21 protein-coding genes and 1 pseudogene are annotated in these 18,708 nt (G+C 50.8%); 21 read left to right on the top strand and 1 reads right to left on the bottom strand.

What is annotated here, in order from left to right:
• Window positions 1–155: 155 nt before the first annotated feature.
• The 21 genes and pseudogenes from BFP76_RS11670 (at window position 156) to cysE (ending at window position 17,986) form a co-directional block, all read left to right on the top strand.
• Window positions 156–485, top strand: coding sequence for a hypothetical protein (locus BFP76_RS11670; protein WP_099593800.1), 330 nt, complete (start codon window positions 156–158; stop codon window positions 483–485).
• Window positions 424–1,776 carry a DNA-packaging protein gene (locus BFP76_RS11665; protein ID WP_205661412.1) on the top strand — a complete coding sequence of 451 codons (1,353 nt, stop codon included), beginning with the start codon at window positions 424–426 and terminating at the stop codon, window positions 1,774–1,776. The genes BFP76_RS11670 and BFP76_RS11665 overlap by 62 nt, the downstream gene beginning before the upstream one ends.
• A 53-nt stretch (window positions 1,777–1,829) precedes the next feature.
• Window positions 1,830–3,005 carry a phage portal protein gene (locus BFP76_RS11660; RefSeq protein WP_099593798.1) on the top strand — a complete coding sequence of 392 codons (1,176 nt, stop codon included), beginning with the start codon at window positions 1,830–1,832 and terminating at the stop codon, window positions 3,003–3,005.
• Entirely contained in the window at window positions 3,002–3,244 is a 243-nt protein-coding gene (locus BFP76_RS11655; protein ID WP_099593796.1) for a GTA head formation protein, RCAP_rcc01685 family, read from the top strand. Before BFP76_RS11660 ends, BFP76_RS11655 begins: the two co-directional genes overlap by 4 nt.
• A gap of 12 nt (window positions 3,245–3,256) precedes the next feature.
• Complete coding sequence (locus BFP76_RS11650) at window positions 3,257–3,796, top strand: HK97 family phage prohead protease (RefSeq protein ID WP_099593794.1); 540 nt, start codon at window positions 3,257–3,259, stop codon at window positions 3,794–3,796.
• Between the two features lie 30 nt (window positions 3,797–3,826).
• Window positions 3,827–5,014 carry a phage major capsid protein gene (locus BFP76_RS11645; RefSeq protein ID WP_099593792.1) on the top strand — a complete coding sequence of 396 codons (1,188 nt, stop codon included), beginning with the start codon at window positions 3,827–3,829 and terminating at the stop codon, window positions 5,012–5,014.
• Window positions 5,015–5,176: 162 nt separating this feature from the next.
• Window positions 5,177–5,769 (top strand): annotated as a pseudogene (locus tag BFP76_RS14740) (head-tail connector protein).
• Window positions 5,769–6,110 (top strand): head-tail adaptor protein, encoded by a 342-nt coding sequence (locus BFP76_RS11630; protein ID WP_338064510.1) that lies wholly within the window; start codon window positions 5,769–5,771, stop codon window positions 6,108–6,110. The pseudogene BFP76_RS14740 and the gene BFP76_RS11630 overlap by 1 nt, the downstream one beginning before the upstream one ends.
• Window positions 6,107–6,517 (top strand): DUF3168 domain-containing protein, encoded by a 411-nt coding sequence (locus BFP76_RS11625; protein ID WP_099593786.1) that lies wholly within the window; start codon window positions 6,107–6,109, stop codon window positions 6,515–6,517. The genes BFP76_RS11630 and BFP76_RS11625 overlap by 4 nt, the downstream gene beginning before the upstream one ends.
• Window positions 6,518–6,535: 18 nt before the next feature.
• Window positions 6,536–8,506: a right-handed parallel beta-helix repeat-containing protein gene (locus BFP76_RS11620; RefSeq protein ID WP_099593784.1), complete on the top strand. Its 1,971-nt coding sequence runs from the start codon at window positions 6,536–6,538 to the stop codon at window positions 8,504–8,506.
• A 46-nt stretch (window positions 8,507–8,552) separates the two neighbouring features.
• On the top strand, window positions 8,553–8,969 hold the full coding sequence (locus tag BFP76_RS11615) for a phage major tail protein, TP901-1 family (protein WP_099593782.1): 417 nt from the start codon (window positions 8,553–8,555) through the stop codon (window positions 8,967–8,969).
• Window positions 8,966–9,280 carry a gene transfer agent family protein gene (locus BFP76_RS11610; RefSeq protein WP_099593780.1) on the top strand — a complete coding sequence of 105 codons (315 nt, stop codon included), beginning with the start codon at window positions 8,966–8,968 and terminating at the stop codon, window positions 9,278–9,280. Before BFP76_RS11615 ends, BFP76_RS11610 begins: the two co-directional genes overlap by 4 nt.
• Entirely contained in the window at window positions 9,277–9,471 is a 195-nt protein-coding gene (locus tag BFP76_RS11605; RefSeq protein WP_099593779.1) for a rcc01693 family protein, read from the top strand. Before BFP76_RS11610 ends, BFP76_RS11605 begins: the two co-directional genes overlap by 4 nt.
• Before the next feature lie 14 nt (window positions 9,472–9,485).
• Complete coding sequence (locus BFP76_RS11600; RefSeq protein ID WP_099593777.1) at window positions 9,486–10,148, top strand: phage tail tape measure protein; 663 nt, start codon at window positions 9,486–9,488, stop codon at window positions 10,146–10,148.
• A gap of 12 nt (window positions 10,149–10,160) precedes the next feature.
• Window positions 10,161–10,793: a DUF2460 domain-containing protein gene (locus BFP76_RS11595; protein WP_099593775.1), complete on the top strand. Its 633-nt coding sequence runs from the start codon at window positions 10,161–10,163 to the stop codon at window positions 10,791–10,793.
• On the top strand, window positions 10,793–11,713 hold the full coding sequence (locus tag BFP76_RS11590; protein ID WP_099593773.1) for a DUF2163 domain-containing protein: 921 nt from the start codon (window positions 10,793–10,795) through the stop codon (window positions 11,711–11,713). Before BFP76_RS11595 ends, BFP76_RS11590 begins: the two co-directional genes overlap by 1 nt.
• Window positions 11,710–12,165: a C40 family peptidase gene (locus BFP76_RS11585; protein ID WP_099593771.1), complete on the top strand. Its 456-nt coding sequence runs from the start codon at window positions 11,710–11,712 to the stop codon at window positions 12,163–12,165. The genes BFP76_RS11590 and BFP76_RS11585 overlap by 4 nt, the downstream gene beginning before the upstream one ends.
• 3 nt (window positions 12,166–12,168) lie before the next feature.
• Complete coding sequence (locus BFP76_RS11580; RefSeq protein WP_099593769.1) at window positions 12,169–16,077, top strand: baseplate multidomain protein megatron; 3,909 nt, start codon at window positions 12,169–12,171, stop codon at window positions 16,075–16,077.
• Window positions 16,070–16,786 carry a DUF2793 domain-containing protein gene (locus BFP76_RS11575; RefSeq protein WP_099593768.1) on the top strand — a complete coding sequence of 239 codons (717 nt, stop codon included), beginning with the start codon at window positions 16,070–16,072 and terminating at the stop codon, window positions 16,784–16,786. Before BFP76_RS11580 ends, BFP76_RS11575 begins: the two co-directional genes overlap by 8 nt.
• A complete protein-coding gene (locus tag BFP76_RS11570; RefSeq protein WP_099593766.1) occupies window positions 16,786–17,100 on the top strand; it encodes a DUF7742 family protein in 315 nt (104 codons plus the stop codon). The genes BFP76_RS11575 and BFP76_RS11570 overlap by 1 nt, the downstream gene beginning before the upstream one ends.
• A 64-nt stretch (window positions 17,101–17,164) precedes the next feature.
• A complete protein-coding gene (gene cysE / locus BFP76_RS11565; protein ID WP_099593764.1) occupies window positions 17,165–17,986 on the top strand; it encodes a serine O-acetyltransferase in 822 nt (273 codons plus the stop codon).
• Between the two features lie 84 nt (window positions 17,987–18,070).
• On the opposite strand, the gene BFP76_RS11560 is transcribed toward cysE, so the two are convergent.
• Window positions 18,071–18,634 carry a hypothetical protein gene (locus BFP76_RS11560; protein WP_099593762.1) on the bottom strand — a complete coding sequence of 188 codons (564 nt, stop codon included), beginning with the start codon at window positions 18,632–18,634 and terminating at the stop codon, window positions 18,071–18,073.
• Between the last annotated feature and the right edge of the window lie 74 nt (window positions 18,635–18,708).

Raw genomic sequence — 18,708 nt, 5'->3', positions numbered from 1 at the left:
GTTGATATACAACGATTTTTCTTGACTTTGCGAACGGTCTAACGTATAACTTTAGTCAAGCTGGAAGAAGTGGGTAAGCGGCACAGGGGGAACCTTGTGACCGCTTTTTCTATTCTCTCTCTTTGGGCGGGCAACCGTGAAAGAGCAATCACTACATGACTGACACAATCCCAGTGGGGGAGTTTGATCCAACCAAACAGTTGGATCAGATGCGCGAAATCTATGCGCAAATCAAAGACGATTTAATGACTATTGTTACCGCCATGCGCAATGGCGGTGATCCTGAGGAAAATCTGAAAAATATGAATGTGGTGATCCAAAATCATCACAAGGCGTATTTGCAGGTGCAAAATTTGGAGGCCGATCTTGAAAAACGTGGTCAACTTATCCGCGCAACACGCGCATCCCAACTCGACCTTGCCGATGCCCGATCGGAAATACATACCAGATTGGCTCGGTTCAAAGAACGTAGAGGAGATCACTGAGTTTCTGGACACGCTATCGGATAATGCATTGGCAAGCCTGCCGTGGATGTTTGATTTTTGGGCGCTGGAACATCAGGTGCCACCCGTTGGCGATTGGGCCACTTGGGTAATATTGGGCGGGCGCGGTGCGGGCAAAACCCGCGCTGGTGCCGAATGGGTGCGCGCGCAAGTGGAGGGTGCCAAGGCGCATGATCCAGGGCGTTGTTCGCGTGTGGCATTGATCGGTGAAACCATCGATCAAACCCGCGAGGTGATGGTGTTTGGCGACAGTGGCATTATGGCCTGTAGCCCACCAGACCGCCGCCCCGAATGGATCGCGAGCCGCAAACAATTGATCTGGCCCAATGGCGCTACGGCACAGATTGTTTCGGCCTATGATCCAGAGAGCCTGCGTGGCCCGCAATTTGATTGCGCATGGCTGGATGAATTGGCGAAATGGAAAAAGGCGCGTGAAACATGGGATATGTTGCAATTCACACTTCGCCTTGGGGATCGCCCACAGCAATTGGTAACAACGACACCCAAAAACATGGCGTTGTTAAAACAGATATTGGATGCGCGTGATACGGTTGTGACCCGTGCGCCAACCACGGCCAACCGTGTTAATCTGGCGCCCAGCTTTTTGCAAAAAGTGGTGGCGGATTACGCGGGTTCACGGCTTGGCCGGCAAGAATTGGATGGCGAATTGCTAGAAGATTTCGAAGGCGCGTTGTGGAAGCTATCGATGTTTGACGCAAGCCGCGTTGAGGAAACGCCCGTGTTGGATCGCATCGTTGTGGCCGTGGATCCCCCTGCGACCAGTGGCAAATCATCCGATGCCTGTGGAATTATCGTTGCAGGTGTTTGCAACCAAGGTGCGCCGCAAGATTGGAAAGCCTATGTTTTGGCGGATCTGAGCGTACATTCTGCCAGTCCCAATCAATGGGCGCAGGTTGCGATTGACGCATTTCATGATTTTGGCGCAGATCGCGTGGTGGCAGAGGTGAACATGGGGGGTGAAATGGTTGAAAGCGTTTTGCGCCAACAAGCCGCTTTTTTACCCTATCGCGGGGTTCGCGCCACACGGGGCAAGCTGGCGCGGGCAGAACCTGTTTCGACATTATACGAACAGGGGCGTGTGCATCATCGCGGCGCATTCAAAGCATTGGAAGACCAGATGTGCCAGATGACCCAATCGGGCTTCCAAGGCAGCGGCAGCCCCGATCGGGTGGATGCGCTGGTTTGGGCATTGACCGATTTGATGGTTGAACCCAGCAATGTTTATCAAAACCCGAAAATTCGCCCGCTGTAAGGCACGAATTTCAACAGCAATTCAAATTCTGACAATCAAAAGGAGCATGCCACATGGTTTTGCAATTCTTGAAGGGTGCGCGTGATGCAGTGCCCGAAACCAAAGCATCCGCAGCCGCGCCCGTGGTGGCGTTTCACGGGGCAGGGCGTGCGGTCTGGTCTGGGCGCGATACGGCCAGTTTGATGCGCAACGGGTTTAATGCAAATCCCGTTGGGTTTCGCTGTGTGAAATTGGTGTCAGAGGCGGTTTCGGCTATTCCCTTGGTCTTACAAGGCGGCGATGCGCGGTTCGACACCCATCCGATATTGGATTTGTTGCGCCGCCCAAACCCCACCCAAGGCAAGGCCGATTTGTTTGAAAATCTGGTTGGTCAACTGTTGTTGACAGGTGATGCCTATGTCGAGGGGGCCGGGTTGATTGATGGGGATATTCCAGCGGAATTATACGTTTTGCGATCGGATCGCATGCGGGTGATCCCCGGTGCGGATGGCTGGCCGAGTGCATATGAATATGCCGTGGGTGGGAAAAAACATCGCTTTGACATGCGCACGGGCGCTGATCCGATTTTGCATATCAAGACGTTTCACCCAACGGATGATCATTACGGATTGTCACCCATGCATGCCGCCGCATCGGCATTGGATGTGCATAATGCCGCGTGCAAATGGTCCAAATCATTGCTGGATAACGCCGCGCGCCCATCGGGTGCGATTGTTTACAAAGGTGTCGATGGCATGGGCGGTTTGGGCAATGATCAATACCAGCGTTTGATGGATGAAATCACCCAAAACCATGCAGGTGCGGCCAATGCAGGACGCCCTATGTTACTGGAAGGCGGGCTTGATTGGAAACAAATGGGGTTCAGCCCATCGGATATGGAATTTCAAAAAACCAAGGACAGTGCAGCGCGTGAAATTGCGCTCGCCTTTGGGGTGCCGCCGATGTTGCTTGGCCTGCCAGGGGATAATTCATATGCGAATTACGTCGAAGCAAACCGTGCGTTTTACCGCCTAACCGTGTTGCCATTGTTGGGCAAAATCAGCGGTGCGTTGGGCAATTGGTTGCAGACGTTTCACGGCGAGGCGTTGACGATCAGCGCTGATCTGGATGCGATCCCAGCGCTCGCCACCGAGCGTGATGCGCGTTGGAAACGGATTTCAGAGGCGGATTTTTTAACCGACGCTGAAAAACGCAGCTTGCTTGGTCTGTCCAATCAGGTGGGCGCATGAGCCGCGAGCAAAGCGGTGGTTCGCGCTTTCTTTATGAACCATTTGATGCGGCCAACGCACGCATAGATGCACAAGAGGCGGTTTTGAACGAACGCTGGCTGGCGCTGGAGCGTCGCCTTGGCATGATCGAGGCAAGCCTAGAGCGGTTGGAACGCCGATTATGGCTCGCGGTTTATGGCGTGCTGGCGGTGGTGTTGACACGCGGCATTGCGACTTTGCTTGAAATTTCAAATTCATAGGTAGGGAAATAGATGTATTTATCCAATGGCTTAGAAACCAAATTCCAATCATTTGACACCAATACGGGGTTGAAAACCGGCAGCGAAATCAGCGGCTATGCCTCTGTTTTTGGGGCGGCGGATCAGGGCGGCGATGTGGTGCAAAAAGGTGCATATGCCGCGAGTTTGCAAGCATTGCGCGATGCGGGGCGCAGCGTGAAAATGTTGTGGCAGCATGATCCCACAAAACCCATCGGAGTGTGGGACGAAATTTTTGAGGATGATCACGGATTATTCGTCAAAGGCCATGTTTTGGAAAATGTGCAGGCGGGTGCAGAGGCATTGTCGCTGGTACAGGCGGGCGCAATTGATGGGTTATCCATCGGGTATCGTACCAAACAGGCCCAAAAAGACGCCAAAGGTGGGCGCATTTTAAATGAATTAGATCTTTGGGAGGTTTCATTGGTGACATTTCCAATGCTCCCCGAGGCGCGTGTGGGTGCATCCGATGCAACACTCGCCAATGAGCTGGTCTCGGCAATTGCTGCGGCCCGCGAAACCCTGCTGGCCTGAGTGCCAGCGCCAACCCCAAAAGGAAAACTGATGAGCACTCAACAGACAAAATCCCTGTCAGGCCAGCAAAGCGATGGTTTGGAGGTTAAGGCCGCATTGGCCGCATTTCTTACCGATGTGACGAAAACGAATACTGAATTGAAATCCCAAATTGAACTACAGGAAAAACGCATGAATATGATGGAACGCAAATCTGCAAATGCTGCTCGCCCAAACCTTTCTGCGACGGCGGAATTGGATGTCCCCCACAAGAAAGCATTCGCAGCATATCTGCGATCTGGGGATGATGAAATGATGCGTGGATTGCCAATGGAAGAAAAGGCAATGTCAACGGCGGTGGCCGCCGATGGTGGCTATTTGGTTGATCCACAAACATCTGATACGATTTCATCAGTGTTGCGCAATGCATCATCCATTCGATCCATTGCCAATGTTGTTGCCGTGGAAAGCACCGCATTCGATGTGTTGGTTGATACAACGGATATTGGTGCCGGCTGGGCCACAGAAACCGATGGTTCGGTGGAAACAGGCACCCCACAGGTGGAACGCATTTCAATCCCATTGCATGAATTATCCGCCCTACCAAAAGCATCGCAACGCCTGTTGGATGACAGCGCATTTGATGTGGAAGGTTGGCTCGCCGGGCGTATCGCCGACAAGTTTGCCCGTGCCGAGGGTGGCGCGTTTATTTCAGGTGATGGTGTTGATAAACCAACTGGGTTTTTGACATATTCATCGGTTGCGAATGGTGCGTGGACATGGGGCAATCTGGGCTATGTCGCCACGGGGCAGGATGGTGATTTTTCCAATACGGAACCTGCGGATGCGATTGTTGATTTGGTTTATTCACTGGGTGCGCGATACCGTGCGAACGCATCATTTGTGATGAATTCCAAAACTGCGGGTGCGGTGCGCAAGATGAAAGATGCGGATGGTCGTTTCCTTTGGTCCGATGGGCTGGCCGCGGGTGAACCAGCGCGTCTTATGGGGTATCCTGTGTTGATCGCAGAAGACATGCCAGACATCGCATCGGATGCCACCGCCATTGCATTTGGCGATTTCAACGCTGGCTACACCATTGCCGAACGCCCAGATTTGCGCATTTTGCGCGACCCGTTTAGCGCAAAACCAAACGTTCTGTTTTATGCAACAAAACGTGTTGGTGGCGATGTTTCGGATTTCGCAGCGATCAAGCTTTTGAAATTCGCTGCATCCTAAGGCGCGACATTATTCAAATAAATTAACGGTTTAGGGTGGTTCGCCACCCTGAAAGGTGCCGCGCAATCCCGCGCGGTGCCCTTGGCATTGTGCGCATTGTCTAGCTGCTCCCCTCCGTCCGAGCAATGCGTGCAATGCCGATTTATAATTCAGGAGACATCCATGATACTGACCGAATTGACCAGTATTGGCGCGGACGCTTTGCCGATCCAAGCATTCAAAGACCATTTGCGATTGGGCACAGGATTTGCGCAGGATGATCTGCAAGATAACCTGTTGGAATTATACCTGCGCACAGCGATTGCAACGATTGAAGGGCGCGTTGGGCTGATCCTGATCCCGCGCCGATTTAGCTGGTCTTTGACCAAATGGCGCAGTTCTGATCGCCAACCATTGCCCATCCGACCCGTTTCAGAAATTTTGCGATTTCGAGCATCGATAAGAATGGCAATGCCACAGTTTTGAACGGTGATTTGTTCAAATTCGAACCAGATGATCAAAGCCCGAGCGTTGTGTCACCCACGGGGAATTTTCCCCAGATTGGCGCGGGCAACACGATTGAGATCGTGTTTGGCGCGGGGTTTGGCCCGACATGGGAAAATGTGCCAAGTGATCTGCATCATGCGGTGTTGTTGTTGGCCGCGCATTTTTACGAAAACCGTAACGGCACGTTTGATGCCAACACCACATTCCCGATGGCGGTGATGGCGTTGATTGAACGCCACCGACCCATGCGTTTGGGACAGGGGGTGTGATGATGGATGCCGCGCAATTGACCCGAAAATTGGTGTTGGAAACGCCAGTGCGCATTGGTGATGGCGCTGGTGGTTTCACGCAAACCTGGCAGGCGCTTGGTGCGTTATGGGCGCATGTCAGCGCCAAGGGCGTGTCCGAACGTGCGCACGCGGGTGGAACACTATCCACCCTGCGCCACGAGATTACCGTGCGAAATGCGCCCATTGGCGATGATCAGCGTCCCAAACCCGAACAACGTTTCGTGGAGGGAACGCGCATTTTCATCATCGAAACCGTGGCAGAGGCCGATGCGTTCGGGCGGTTTTTAACTTGTGTTGCGCGTGAGGAGGGTTTGACATGAATTACGCTGCTTCTGTTGCGTTACAGACCGCGATTTATGATGCGTTGATGAATGATGCCGCGTTGACAGCGCAATTATCGGGCCAAATTTTTGATGCGCCACCAACGGGTGATTTGCCACAAATATACGCATTGATCGGCGATGAGCGCGTGTTGGATCGATCTAGCAAAACATCATCCGCCGCCATTCACGAATTTCGCGTGTTGGTGATTGCGACCGAGTCTGGATTTACGAATGCCAAGCATGCCGCAAGCGAGATTGCGAAGGTGTTGCAAACGACCCCTCTCAATTTAAGCCACGGAATTTTGGTGGATTTATCGTTGCGATCTGTGCGCGCAACGCGGGGCAATATTGCCAATCGTCGCCAAATTGATCTGACATTTCGCGCCTATATCGACGCAGTTTAACCAAGATTGGAGCCTTTTATGCCCTTTGGATTATATAAAAAACCAACATATATCACCTTTGGTTCCAGCGGGGGCGGAGGTGGCTTTGTTTCCAGTGTGAATGCGCAAACGGGTGCGGTTTTGCTGGATACATCCCATATCGAGCCAAGCGTTGATCGCAATTATGTCAGTGATGCGCAACTGGCCGCGATTGGCACGGCGGGTGATGCCGCGGGCGTATTTGAAACCCTTGTGGATTTGCGTGTTGCCAGTGATATCGCCATTGGCGATGTGGTGATGACCAAAGGTTATCACACAGCCGGTGATGCGGGGGCTGCGCGATATGAAATCGTGGCAGCGAACACCGGCGTTGATGATGGTGGCAGTTTCATTGATTTAACGGGTGTGAATTTACAAGCGCGGGCCATTTTTAATGGTCCTGTGACGTTGGAACAGTTTGGTGCGATTGGCGATGGACAGACCAGTGCGGTATCTGCGTTGATCGCGGCGGATGCGGTCAGCGATCACATATTGCTGCAATCAGGTGGGTATCTGATTGATGCAAACACCAGCATTTCGGCACAGATGCATTTCATCGGTGGTTGGGTTTTGGTGACAAACGCCGCGGTTTTGTCACTGCCTTTGCCTCAAGCGGGGTTGGAACAGATTTTCGATCTGCAATCGGGCGGAGTTGTGGATCTGGTTGATGGTGATGTCGTGCATCCTGAATGGTGGGGCGGGGGTGCCACATCCATTCAACGCGCGTTGGATCAATCCGCTGTCGGCGCGCGCGTGGCGTTGCATGGTGAATATCCAATTGCGGGTTTGGCGATCAGCGATACACATGCAGGTAAATCCATTGTGGGTGCGGATACTGGCACGCAATTGCAATTGATTGCTGGGGCCGATGTGGCGGCGGTGTCGTTTGATACAATTGCAGGGGATGTGAATGTCACGCTTCGCAATTTGGTGATTGATGCAAATAAAACAGGCCAAGGCGTCAATGACATAAATGGCATAGATTTCAATGGTGTATCTGGCGTTGTTCTTGAGAATATCGCGATTTTGAACGCAGCCCAAGATGGCATGGCCTTTTTGGGTGCGGACAATAACGTGACCTTGCTGGGGAAAGTTGAAATTGCCCATTCTGGGCGCGATGGGATTGATGGAACGCGGGTGGGAACCAGCCAATTCAACGCCGATATCCATTGTCATCACAACACTGGTCGCGGTGTGGTTATTGGCGCTTATGGTCAGGTGAATGCTGGCTTTATCAAGGCCGAAAATAACGGTGGTGAAGGCGTGGTTTGGACTTGCGAAAACCCCAGTTATATCCACCTGTTGCAATGCCAGGATAACGGCATGGCGGGGTTGCATTATGCGGGCGATGCCTTGGTGATTGGCACTGCGATCATGCCCGATAATGGGGTGATTGCCACGACGACAACCACCCAATGTGGTGTGTCCGATCAGGGGAAACATCTGCGTATTCGCACATTAGCAAATCCAAGCCGCGAGGGCGCGGATATCGTGCATAACCAAAAGACGCTTTATTTTGGCAATAGCATTGGTGCGGTGGTGCAAACGGTGAATGACACCGCAACACAAGTGAACCAAGTTGCCAGCGGGCAGACGCTAAATATTTTCAATACGCGGCGCAATTTATTGGGCCCCAAGATCATCGAGCGGCGCAGTTACAGCGGTAGTTTAACCGAACACAACGCAATCCCATATGGGTTTCGCCCGATCCAATGCCCCGACATATATGGTGCGGTGCATATTTTTGATGTGGGTGTGAATTATTATGTCACCGACACCAATTTGACCCGATCATCAAATGGATCACAGCTGGAATTGCGCATCAGCGCCAGTGCGGATGTGAACCTTAACTGGGGCAGTAGCTATCGCGGGGCAGATGGCAATCCGTTGCCAGCAACACAGATGCAGACGGGGCAAGATTATGATTTTGCCTTTATCCGCCGCGCCGCAAATTGGTTTTTGATCCCCTAATTTCACAACTGGGCACGGCCCAAATGCAATCCTGAAAGGAATTATTATGACTGCTCAAAATGGCAAAGACCTGTTGATCAAGGTCGATATGGATGGCTCTGGTGCGTTTGAAACGCTGGCAGGGCTGCGTGCATCGCGCATTAGTTTCAATGCACAAACGGTGGATGTGACCAGCATCGAATCCGAAGGGGGCTGGCGTGAATTGCTGGCGGGTGGCGGTGTGCGATCCGCGGCAATCAGCGGATCAGGGGTGTTTCGTGATGAAAACACAGATGAACGCGCCCGCCAGATTTTTTTCGATGGTGATATCCCGATGTTTCAGGTCGTCATCCCCGATTTTGGCACCGTAGAGGGCGCATTTCAAATCGCATCCATCGAATATGCAGGCCAATACGAGGGCGAGGCGACATATGAATTATCGCTGGCATCTGCGGGTGCGATCCAATTCGCAGCGGCATTATGATGAATCCCCATCGTGGCGAGGTGGCGATCACATTAAACGGTGAAACGCGCCCTATGCGCCTTACGCTTGGCGCCTTGGCTAGTTTGGAACATGATTTGGGCGAGGATAGTTTGTTGGCCCTGATCGAGCGGTTTGAACAGGGCCATTTTCGCACCGATGATATTGTGCGCCTGTTATATGCCGGCCTAGCGGGTGCTGGTTGGGATGGTGCGCAATCTGATCTGTTGTCAGCCAATATCGATGGTGGCCCCATGGCCGCCGCCAAGGCCGCAGGACGTTTGTTAAAGCTGTCATTTGGGCCGGTGGAATGAATGAACAGCGCGGGCTTGATTGGGCGGCGTTGATGGCGCTTGGGCTGCATCAGCTGCGTCTGAACCCAACGGAATTTTGGGCACTTACACCATATGAATTGACCATCATTGCCGGTGTTTCGCGCGGTGATACGCGTGTGCTTGGCCGCACGGGGTTAAACGCGTTGATGGCTCAATTTCCTGACAGTTAATCGAAAGGACGATCATGGCAGATTACATATCTGATATCCAAGACCTGGATACGCAATTGGATCAACTGGAAGGCGCGATTAGCGCCACAACCAAAGTGTCCGCGGCGTTTCAGGCGGAATTGGCTGGTATGGAAACCAGCATCAGCGCCGCAGGGCAACAGGCGGGACATCTGAATAAAAACCTAAGCTCGGGATTGAAATCCGCGTTTAGCGATCTGGTTTTTGAGGGCGCTAAATTATCCGATGTTTTGCGCAATGTCGCCATGTCGATGATTGAATCCACGTTCAATTCATCGATTGCGCCCCTGACGGATGCATTGGGGGGTGCGTTGACCGCTGGTTTAACCGGATTGTTTTCTGGTGGCTTGGCATTTGAAAAAGGTGGCGCATTTTCGCAAGGGCGCGTGATGCCATTTGCCAAAGGTGGAGTGGTAACAGCGCCAACTACATTCCCGATGCGTGGTGGCACAGGGTTAATGGGCGAAGCAGGGCCAGAGGCGATTATGCCCCTGTCACGCGGTGCGGATGGTGCATTGGGTGTGCGCACCAATGGTGGGGGTTCTGTCACGGTGAACATGAATATCACCAGCCCCGATGTTGAAAGTTTCCGTCGATCACAAACACAGGTCGCAGCAGGTTTAAACCGCGCAGTTCAGCGCGGCCGCCGTAATTTTTAAGGGAGCAAACCAATGAATTTTCACGAAGAACGATTTCCCGCCAAGCTATCGCTTGGGTCCATCGGGGGGCCAGAACGGCGTACCGAAATTGTGACCATTGCCAGTGGTTTTGAGGAACGCAATTCCCCCTGGAAACATTCGCGCCGTCGATATGATGCAGGGGTCGCCATGCGAAGCCTTGATGATATGCAAAATGTCATTGCATTTTTCGAGGCACGCCAAGGGCGGTTATTCGGGTTTCGCTGGAAAGATTGGTCCGATTACAAAAGCGCGGCACCGTCAAATGTGATCACGCCAACCGATCAGGAATTGGGAATTGGTGATGGCCTGCGCGATATTTGGCAATTGTGCAAAACCTATCGCAGTGGTGCGCATGATTATTGCCGCGAAATTTCCAAACCTGTTTCGGGCACTGTTTTGTTGGCCGTTGATGATGTGGAAATTTTTGAAGGTGATGATTTCAACATCGATGTGAACAGTGGCAAAATCCATTTTCATAATCCTCCTTCGGAAGGGGCATTGGTGACTGCTGGGTTTGAATTTGATGTGCCTGTGCGATTTGACACCGATCGATTGGAAATGACCGTGGCTGGTTTTCAATCAGGCGAAGTTCCTAATGTTCCCGTGGTGGAGGTGCGCGTATAATGCGACATGTCAGCGAAGCATTGCAATCCCATCTGGATACGGGGGCAACGACCATCTGTCGATGCTGGAAAATCCAACGTAGCGATGGGCAGGTTTTGGGGTTTTCGGATCATGATAGTGAACTGGAATTCGACGGTGTTGTGTTTGAGGCATCATCAGGAATGAACGCCAGTGCACTGCAATCCGCATCAGGTTTATCGGTGGATAATGCCGAAGGTGTTGGTGCGCTGAGCTCTGATCATATCAGCGCGAAGGATATCGATGCGGGGCGGTATGATCATGCGGAGGTGTTCCATTGGTTGGTCAACTGGCAAAATGTATCACAACGATGTTTGATTTTTCGCGGGTATCTGGGCGAAATTCGCCGTGGGCCAAGTGCGTTTAACGCAGAGCTGCGCGGATTATCAGAAGCATTAAACGTACCCATCGGGCGTGCATATTTGCGCCAATGCGGGGCAAATTTGGGTGATGCAGGGTGTGGTTTTAACCCGCTTGAAGATGGTTTTTTCGCAGATGTGCCCGTGAAACGATCAGAGCAAAACGCCACTTTATTTTTTCGTGGGCTGACCGATTTTCAAGAAGGTTGGTTTACCTATGGCAAATATGAATGGCTGACGGGGGAAAACGCGGGCATGATTGGTTTGATCCAATATGACGGCCGTGTTCATTCGGAACGTGTGATTGAACTGGATGTATCCAGCGCATTTCCCATCCAAGACGGCGATAAAATTCGTTTGATCGCAGGGTGCGATAAATCCGCCAATACATGTCGTGCTAAATTCAATAACTTTGTGAATTTTCAGGGTTTCCCATTCATCCCCGGCGAAGATTGGGCCGTTGCCTATCCCGTGCGTGACAACGACAATTCAGGCGATAGCCGCATTGTGGATTTGTTCACATCAGATGGATTTAACGCATGATTATTTCTGATGAAGGTCGGTTAATCGTGGCATCGGCGCGACAATGGATTGGCACACCATATCGCCATCAATCCAGCACAATCGCACATGGTGCAGATTGTTTGGGATTGGTGCGTGGAGTGTGGCGCGATGTATTGGGGGCAGAGCCTGAATGCCCGCCAGCATATACACCTGATTGGTCTGAAACTGGTGATGTTGAACAATTGTGGCAGGCCGCATTGCGCCATTTGCATCATGTGGATGATCGCAAAACCTTGCATCTGGGCGGGGTGATGTTGTTTCGGATGCAACCAAAATCAGTCGCGAAACATTTGGGCATTGTGGCGCAATCAGACGCTGGCTTTGCCACGCTTGTTCACGCCTATAGCGGGCGGGGCGTGGTGGAAACGCCACTGACAAATGCATGGTTGCGCCGCTGTGTGGCGCAATTTCGTTTTCCAAACAGGAGATAACCAATGGCAACGATTGTTCTTGCCGCTGCTGGTGCCGCCGTTGGTGGTGCCGTTGGTGGTACATTTTTAGGTGTGGGTGCAGCGGCCATTGGTCAGGCAATCGGGGCATCCATCGGTGGTGTGATTGACCAAGCTGTGTTTGGTCAAGGTGCACCAGTGGTTGAACATGGACGCGTTGATAAATTTCGCGTCCAGAGCACCACCGAAGGGGCCATTATTCCCCGTATCATGGGGCGTTCGCGCATTGCTGGGCAAATGATATGGTCCAGCAATTTTATGGAACACAAAGAAACCCAATCAGCAGGCAAAGGTACCGGTGGTGCCAAGGTTGATTCATATAGCTACAGCGTGAGTTTCGCGATGGCGCTTGGCGAAGGGGTTGTTTCCAAGATCGGACGCATTTGGGCCGATGGTCAGGAAATTTCCCGCCAAGATATTCAAATGACGCTTTACAGCGGGACGAGTGATCAATTGCCCGACCCAGTGATCGCGGCGGTGGAGGGTATCGACCAAACGCCAGCGTTTCGCGGCACGGCCTATGTCGTGTTTGAAAACTTGCCACTTGGGACATATGGCAATCGCATACCTCAGCTTAACTTCGAAGTGTTTCGCAATGCACAGATTAGCGGGGAAACATCGCACGGTGCCGCACACACGGTGAATGGCGTGTGTTTAATACCAGGAACCGGCGAATATGCCTTGGCCACAGAACAGGTGCATTTCCCCGGTGAATTTGGCGATCATAGTGGGGCAAATGTGAATACTGCGCGTGGGGGTGCGGATTTCATCCATGCGGTTGATGATCTGGTTGCGGATGCCCCCAATTGCAAATCGGTGTCATTGGTTGTGAGCTGGTTTGGCAATGATTTGCGTTGTAACCACTGTGATATCCGCCCGATGGTTGAACAAAACGAGGTTGATGGTAAGCCGCAAAAATGGCGCGCTGGTGGACTATCACGCGCCGACGCAAGCGTGATCCCCAAAGTGGATGGGCGCAGTATTTTTGGTGGCACCCCATCTGATGAATCCGTCATGCAAGCGATTGAGCATCTGCGTAACATGGACCAAGAGGTGATGTTTTACCCGTTTATCCTGATGGATATTTTGGATGGAAATACATTGCCAAACCCGTGGGATGATGATGTCGGGCAACCGATTATGCCATGGCGTGGGCGCATAACAAGCAGCACCGCGCCACGCCGCGACAACAGCCCCGATCAAACAGAAACCGCCACAAATGAAGTGGCGGTTTTTTTTGGCACTGTGCAGGTTTCAGATTTCACCATTTCAGCGGGTAATGTCATTTATTCGGGGCCTGCGGAATGGTCGTATCGTCGATTTATTTTGCATTATGCAAGTTTATGCGCCGCAGCGGGCGGTGTGGATGCGTTTTGCATTGGTTCCGAAATGCGCGCACTGACACAATTGCGCGGTGCAGGGAACACATTCCCCGCGGTTGATCAACTGATTGAACTTGCACAGGATGTGCGGGCGATTTTGGGTCCAGAGACAAAAATTAGTTACGCCGCGGATTGGTCGGAATATTTTGGATATCACCCCCAAGACGGGAGCGGTGATGTGTTTTTCCATTTGGATCCGCTTTGGGCCAGTGCGGATATCGATTTTATCGGCATTGATAATTACATGCCGCTGTCTGATTGGCGTGATGGGTCGGATCACTTGGATGCAGGGGCGAATTCCGCTTATGACCAAGACTATTTACAATCAAATATCGAGGGTGGCGAAGGGTATGATTGGTATTATGCAACGCCGCTTGATCGAGAAACGCAAACGCGCACACCCATCAGTGATGGTGCATATGCGCAGCCTTGGGTTTTTCGATACAAAGACATGCAAAGCTGGTGGTCACGCAAACATTACAATCGTATCGGGGACATCCGCGCGGCACAGGAAACCGCGTGGGTTCCTGCGTCAAAACCAATTTGGTTTACGGAATATGGATGCCCTGCGATTGATAAGGGATGTAATCAACCAAATGTTTTTGTTGATCCAAAATCATCTGAATCCGCCAAGCCGTATTTTTCAAACGGTGATAGCGATGAATTGATTCAGCGCGCATATTTAAAGGCAACGCATGATTATTGGCGCAATCCCAAGAACAATCCGATTTCAGACAGCTATCACGGCCATATGATTGATATGGATCACGCGCATGTCTGGGCGTGGGATGCACGCCCGTGGCCCGAATTTCCTGCGCGTGGTGATGTATGGTCGGATGGTGGAAATTACATGTTCGGTCATTGGGTTTCGGGGCGGCTGTTTGGCCAAGATTTGGCGGATGTAGTGCGTGAAATCTGCGAAAACGCGGGTTTTCGTGATTATGATGTTTCAAAGCTGTTTGGGAACGTCATTGGCTATGCCATCGAGCAGGGACAAACCGCACGTGAATCCTTGCAACCCTTGATGCAAGCGTTTGAATTTGGCGCAAGCGAAGTTAACGGCAAGATTGTGTTTGAGCATCTGTCATCGCACCCAAAAACAAATATCACAGATCAACATATGGCGCTGGATATCGAAGGACAGGAACAATTTTCCAAAACCCGTGCAGCGGATGAAACATTGGCAGGGCGGATGCGTTTGGCGTTTTATAACCCCGAAGATCATTATCAATCGGGCGAAGTGGAAGTGGCATTGCCAGACGGTGATAAAACCCAAATTTCACGCCATGAATTGCCACTGACAATGCGCAAAAACCATGCAAAATCATTGCTACGTAAATGGATGAAAACATCACAGATCAGCAAAGATCAAATGAGTTTTGCTCTGCCAATGTCGCAACTGGGATTAACGGGTGGGGATGTCATTGAAATTAACGGTGATGATAAATCTGCGTTGTATCGGATTGATCAAATCGAAGAACAAGGTGCGCGGATTGTGAACGCCGTGCGCATCGAACCTGCGCGAAATTCAACGTTGGAACCGCAACAAGCCATATCGCCACCCCGCGATATTGCGCCAAATTTACCAATTTACGCAAAGGTGTTGGATATTCCAAATTTATCGTCTGATGACAATCCGTTGCTACCCTATGTTGGGGCAACGGCAAATCCTTGGGGTCAAGCGGATGTGTATATTTCTGCGGAAAATGACGGGTTTGAGCAAACCAATAAGTTGTTAAGCGCGGCTGTTTTTGGCAAAACCAAAGAACCCTTTGCCGCGGCAATTCCAAGCCTTTGGTCACGCACGGTTTTGCACATTGATGTTTCACAAAATGATTTACAATCAGCCAGTGAGCTATCTGTTTTAAATGGCAAAAACGCGTTTGCAATCAAAGACAGCGCCAGTGCGGATTGGGAAATCGTGCAATTTCAGATAGCGGATCTGCAACCCGATGGCAGCTATGTTTTAAGTGGTTTTTTGCGGGGGCAATTGGGTACGGAACATTTGATCCCTGAAGAATGGCCCACCGGAGCGGATATCGTGTTTTTGAACACAGGCGTTTCACAGGTGCAAATTCCACATAACCTGAGCGGTTTAGATGTGAACTTGCGCATTGGGCCTGCGAGTAAACTTCATACCGATGACGCTTATGAACAATCCGTGTTTACACCAAAATTGAACGGGTTGCGCCCATATGCGCCTGTGCATTTGCAATGTGAAAATTTGGCCAATGGCGACAAAAACTTTCATTGGGTGCGGCGCACGCGCATTGGTGGGGACAATTGGCAATCAGTTGACGTTCCACTTGGTGAAATTCGCGAAGAATATCAGGTGCAGATTATTGGTGCAGGCACAGTTTTACGCAGCGAAATCGTCACAAACAGCGGTTGGAATTACACCGCCAACGCGCAGGCAAATGATGGTGTTACAGGTGAAATCGAATTTTCCGTTTGCCAAATTTCAGAAACCTATGGGCCAGGCCCACAAACAAGGATGACCGTAAATGTCTGAAACTTCTCAATTTAATTTACCTTTGATCCAGTCGTCACAGGCGCAAAAACATGTGACCGTGAACGAAGCCTTGGCGCGGATTGATGCCTTGGCACAGTTGCGTTTGCGATCCGTAAACACCAATTCCCCACCTGCAACGCCAACCCAAGGTGATGCATTTGCCGTGCCCGTTGGTGGTATCGCGGAATGGTCAGGAATGGATGGGACAATTGCGATATATGCAAACGGTGGATGGGTGAATGTGTTACCCAAATCTGGCTGGCGGGCCTGGGTCGAAGATAGCAGTTGTTATCATACCTATCTTGGGAATCAGTGGCGTGCAGAGCAGCCATATCAAGTGATTAATGGTGCTGCATTTACGCCAGCGGTTTTCCACATTGATCATACGATCACTGCAGGGGCGGACAATACCACCGCCGATATCATCCCAAGTCACAGCGTGATAAGCGCGGTGACAGCACGTGTTATCACACCCATTATAACCGATGGTGCCAGCAGTTGGAGCATGGGTGTTGCGGGGGCATCAGGGCGGTATGGATCTCAATATGGATTGGCGTTAAATTCATACGCCATTGGGCTTACAGGGCAGCCACAGGCATATTATGCCGATACGCCGTTATTGATTGAACCTGAAACGGGGGCGTTTGTTTCGGGCGAAATTAGATTTGCGGTGCACGCAATGATACCAGTGCCACCCGATGCCGTCTAATGCGCCGCATTATTCACAGCGACATCGTGGCCGCGGCACGTGTTTTATTATGCGTGCCCACAGAACAGCGCGATCAAATGATCACAACGTTGTTCGAAATCGCGCATCTTGGGGATAAGTTGCGCCGCAGACTTGGCCGCAAAAATCTGCTTTTTGGTGATGGCACATTGCGCGGGGCCGCTTGTTTGTTTGAAATGAAACCACAACGCAACATGTCCGATATTGAGTTCGGACAGTGTTTTTTGATGGTTCTTGCTAAAATGCAGGACAAAATGCGGGCACATCAGGCACGAAAACTGCACAAAAACCTGTGATTGACATGATATTGTAATCCTTTGGGGCAATGTTGTATAAAGACGTGAAAGCAAAGGACATGTTATGGCAGAAGTCGCAAAGAAAAACATCACGCAGGTTGATCCTGTTTGGGAACGCATTGTTGGCGAAGCAGGCGAATTGATCGCCAAAGAACCGATTTTGGGCGGATTGGTCCATTCATCAGTTTTGCACCATGCGCGTTTTTCAAAGGCGCTGAGCTATCGCATTGCATTAAAACTGTCATCTGACGAAATGCCAGCGCAGATTTTGCGTGAAATTGCGGATGAAGCATTGGCAAGCGATAAGTCCATCGCGCGTGCGGCGCGTGCGGATATTGTGGCTGTGTTTGATCGTGATCCTGCGTGCCATACATTCATTCAGCCATTGTTGTTTTTCAAAGGCTATCAAGCTGTACAGTCCTATCGTATTGCACATTGGCTCTGGCAACATGGGCGCAATGAAATGGCATATTTTTTCCAAATGCGCGCATCCGAAGTTTATGGCGTGGATATCCATCCAGGTGCAAAAATCGGGCAGGGGATCATGATTGACCATGCCCATTCCGTAGTCATTGGTGAAACGGCCGTGGTTGGTGACAATGTATCCATGTTACATTCTGTGACGCTTGGCGGTACGGGCAAGGCTGATGGTGTGCGTCATCCAACAATCGAAGACGGCGTTTTGATTGGTGCAGGGGCCAAAGTTTTGGGCAATATCACCATTGGACATTGCAGCAAAATCGCAGCGGGTTCCGTTGTTTTAAAGGAAGTTCCCGCCTGTAAAACAGTTGCAGGTGTTCCTGCCAAAGTTGTTGGCGAAGCAGGCTGTGATCAGCCATCACAAAGCATGGATCACTATTTCACAGGCTGTGATGAGATTGAATAAATCTTGAAAATTCGCGAATTTGGCCTATATTATAGTTATGAAACAAGAGAGATACGATATGTGCGGCCCTGAACCCATCGTTTTTTAGTAGCGCACCGAAGAACGGTGGCTGCGAAACTGTCTGTGTAATTGCAGCGATTTATATCGCTGCGAAAATTCTTTTAAAATTTGTTTACCAACGTCCTCTGCTTCGCGTGCATTGACGAAAATATGCTGTATTGCTTTGAACTGCCCATCTGGGGAAACGGTTTTGAAGCTGGGCATGTTCAATCCGGCCACTTGGCCACTGATTTTGTCGAGCAATCCATAAAACAGTACGATTTTCGCAATCAGATCATCCGTGATCGCGGGAAGCTTATCAATATTTTGTTTAAAGATGATATCGTGATGCGCATCGGTGATATGTGGCACAAGATTATCATCATTCAATAACGCCTGTTTCAAGGCATCTAAATTGCGCGAGGATTCGATGAAAAACAACAAATCCTTGGCGTTGAAATCAATTTCGGCAAAGAGCAATCGAATGAAATTTTTATTTGCGGCGCGGCGGCTTCGTGCCTTGAGCCAATAATCCAAAATTCGTGTCGCGAGCCAAACAAGGCTGAGGATACTCGCACCTAAAACAACGCCTTGCTCAAACTGTGACAATCCATGAAACCTTTTGCTAATGCTTGGGATAGGTTTGCAAGTTATTGATTATTAATCAAGTATCTTGCGATTTT

The sequence above is a fragment of the Paramylibacter kogurei genome (assembly GCF_002742285.1).
GTDB lineage: Bacteria > Pseudomonadota > Alphaproteobacteria > Rhodobacterales > Rhodobacteraceae > Amylibacter > Amylibacter kogurei.
This window is presented reverse-complemented; position numbering and strand designations above follow the sequence as displayed.

What these genes read in the sequence shown, in the direction of transcription:
- BFP76_RS11670 (WP_099593800.1), top strand. Translation starts at nt 156, where the DNA reads ATGACTGACACAATCCCAGTGGGGGAGTTTGATCCAACCAAACAGTTG.
- BFP76_RS11665 (WP_205661412.1), top strand. Translation starts at nt 424, where the DNA reads ATGCCCGATCGGAAATACATACCAGATTGGCTCGGTTCAAAGAACGTA.
- BFP76_RS11660 (WP_099593798.1), top strand. Translation starts at nt 1,830, where the DNA reads ATGGTTTTGCAATTCTTGAAGGGTGCGCGTGATGCAGTGCCCGAAACC.
- BFP76_RS11655 (WP_099593796.1), top strand. Translation starts at nt 3,002, where the DNA reads ATGAGCCGCGAGCAAAGCGGTGGTTCGCGCTTTCTTTATGAACCATTT.
- BFP76_RS11650 (WP_099593794.1), top strand. Translation starts at nt 3,257, where the DNA reads ATGTATTTATCCAATGGCTTAGAAACCAAATTCCAATCATTTGACACC.
- BFP76_RS11645 (WP_099593792.1), top strand. Translation starts at nt 3,827, where the DNA reads ATGAGCACTCAACAGACAAAATCCCTGTCAGGCCAGCAAAGCGATGGT.
- BFP76_RS11630 (WP_338064510.1), top strand. Translation starts at nt 5,769, where the DNA reads ATGATGGATGCCGCGCAATTGACCCGAAAATTGGTGTTGGAAACGCCA.
- BFP76_RS11625 (WP_099593786.1), top strand. Translation starts at nt 6,107, where the DNA reads ATGAATTACGCTGCTTCTGTTGCGTTACAGACCGCGATTTATGATGCG.
- BFP76_RS11620 (WP_099593784.1), top strand. Translation starts at nt 6,536, where the DNA reads ATGCCCTTTGGATTATATAAAAAACCAACATATATCACCTTTGGTTCC.
- BFP76_RS11615 (WP_099593782.1), top strand. Translation starts at nt 8,553, where the DNA reads ATGACTGCTCAAAATGGCAAAGACCTGTTGATCAAGGTCGATATGGAT.
- BFP76_RS11610 (WP_099593780.1), top strand. Translation starts at nt 8,966, where the DNA reads ATGATGAATCCCCATCGTGGCGAGGTGGCGATCACATTAAACGGTGAA.
- BFP76_RS11605 (WP_099593779.1), top strand. Translation starts at nt 9,277, where the DNA reads ATGAATGAACAGCGCGGGCTTGATTGGGCGGCGTTGATGGCGCTTGGG.
- BFP76_RS11600 (WP_099593777.1), top strand. Translation starts at nt 9,486, where the DNA reads ATGGCAGATTACATATCTGATATCCAAGACCTGGATACGCAATTGGAT.
- BFP76_RS11595 (WP_099593775.1), top strand. Translation starts at nt 10,161, where the DNA reads ATGAATTTTCACGAAGAACGATTTCCCGCCAAGCTATCGCTTGGGTCC.
- BFP76_RS11590 (WP_099593773.1), top strand. Translation starts at nt 10,793, where the DNA reads ATGCGACATGTCAGCGAAGCATTGCAATCCCATCTGGATACGGGGGCA.
- BFP76_RS11585 (WP_099593771.1), top strand. Translation starts at nt 11,710, where the DNA reads ATGATTATTTCTGATGAAGGTCGGTTAATCGTGGCATCGGCGCGACAA.
- BFP76_RS11580 (WP_099593769.1), top strand. Translation starts at nt 12,169, where the DNA reads ATGGCAACGATTGTTCTTGCCGCTGCTGGTGCCGCCGTTGGTGGTGCC.
- BFP76_RS11575 (WP_099593768.1), top strand. Translation starts at nt 16,070, where the DNA reads ATGTCTGAAACTTCTCAATTTAATTTACCTTTGATCCAGTCGTCACAG.
- BFP76_RS11570 (WP_099593766.1), top strand. Translation starts at nt 16,786, where the DNA reads ATGCGCCGCATTATTCACAGCGACATCGTGGCCGCGGCACGTGTTTTA.
- cysE (WP_099593764.1), top strand. Translation starts at nt 17,165, where the DNA reads ATGGCAGAAGTCGCAAAGAAAAACATCACGCAGGTTGATCCTGTTTGG.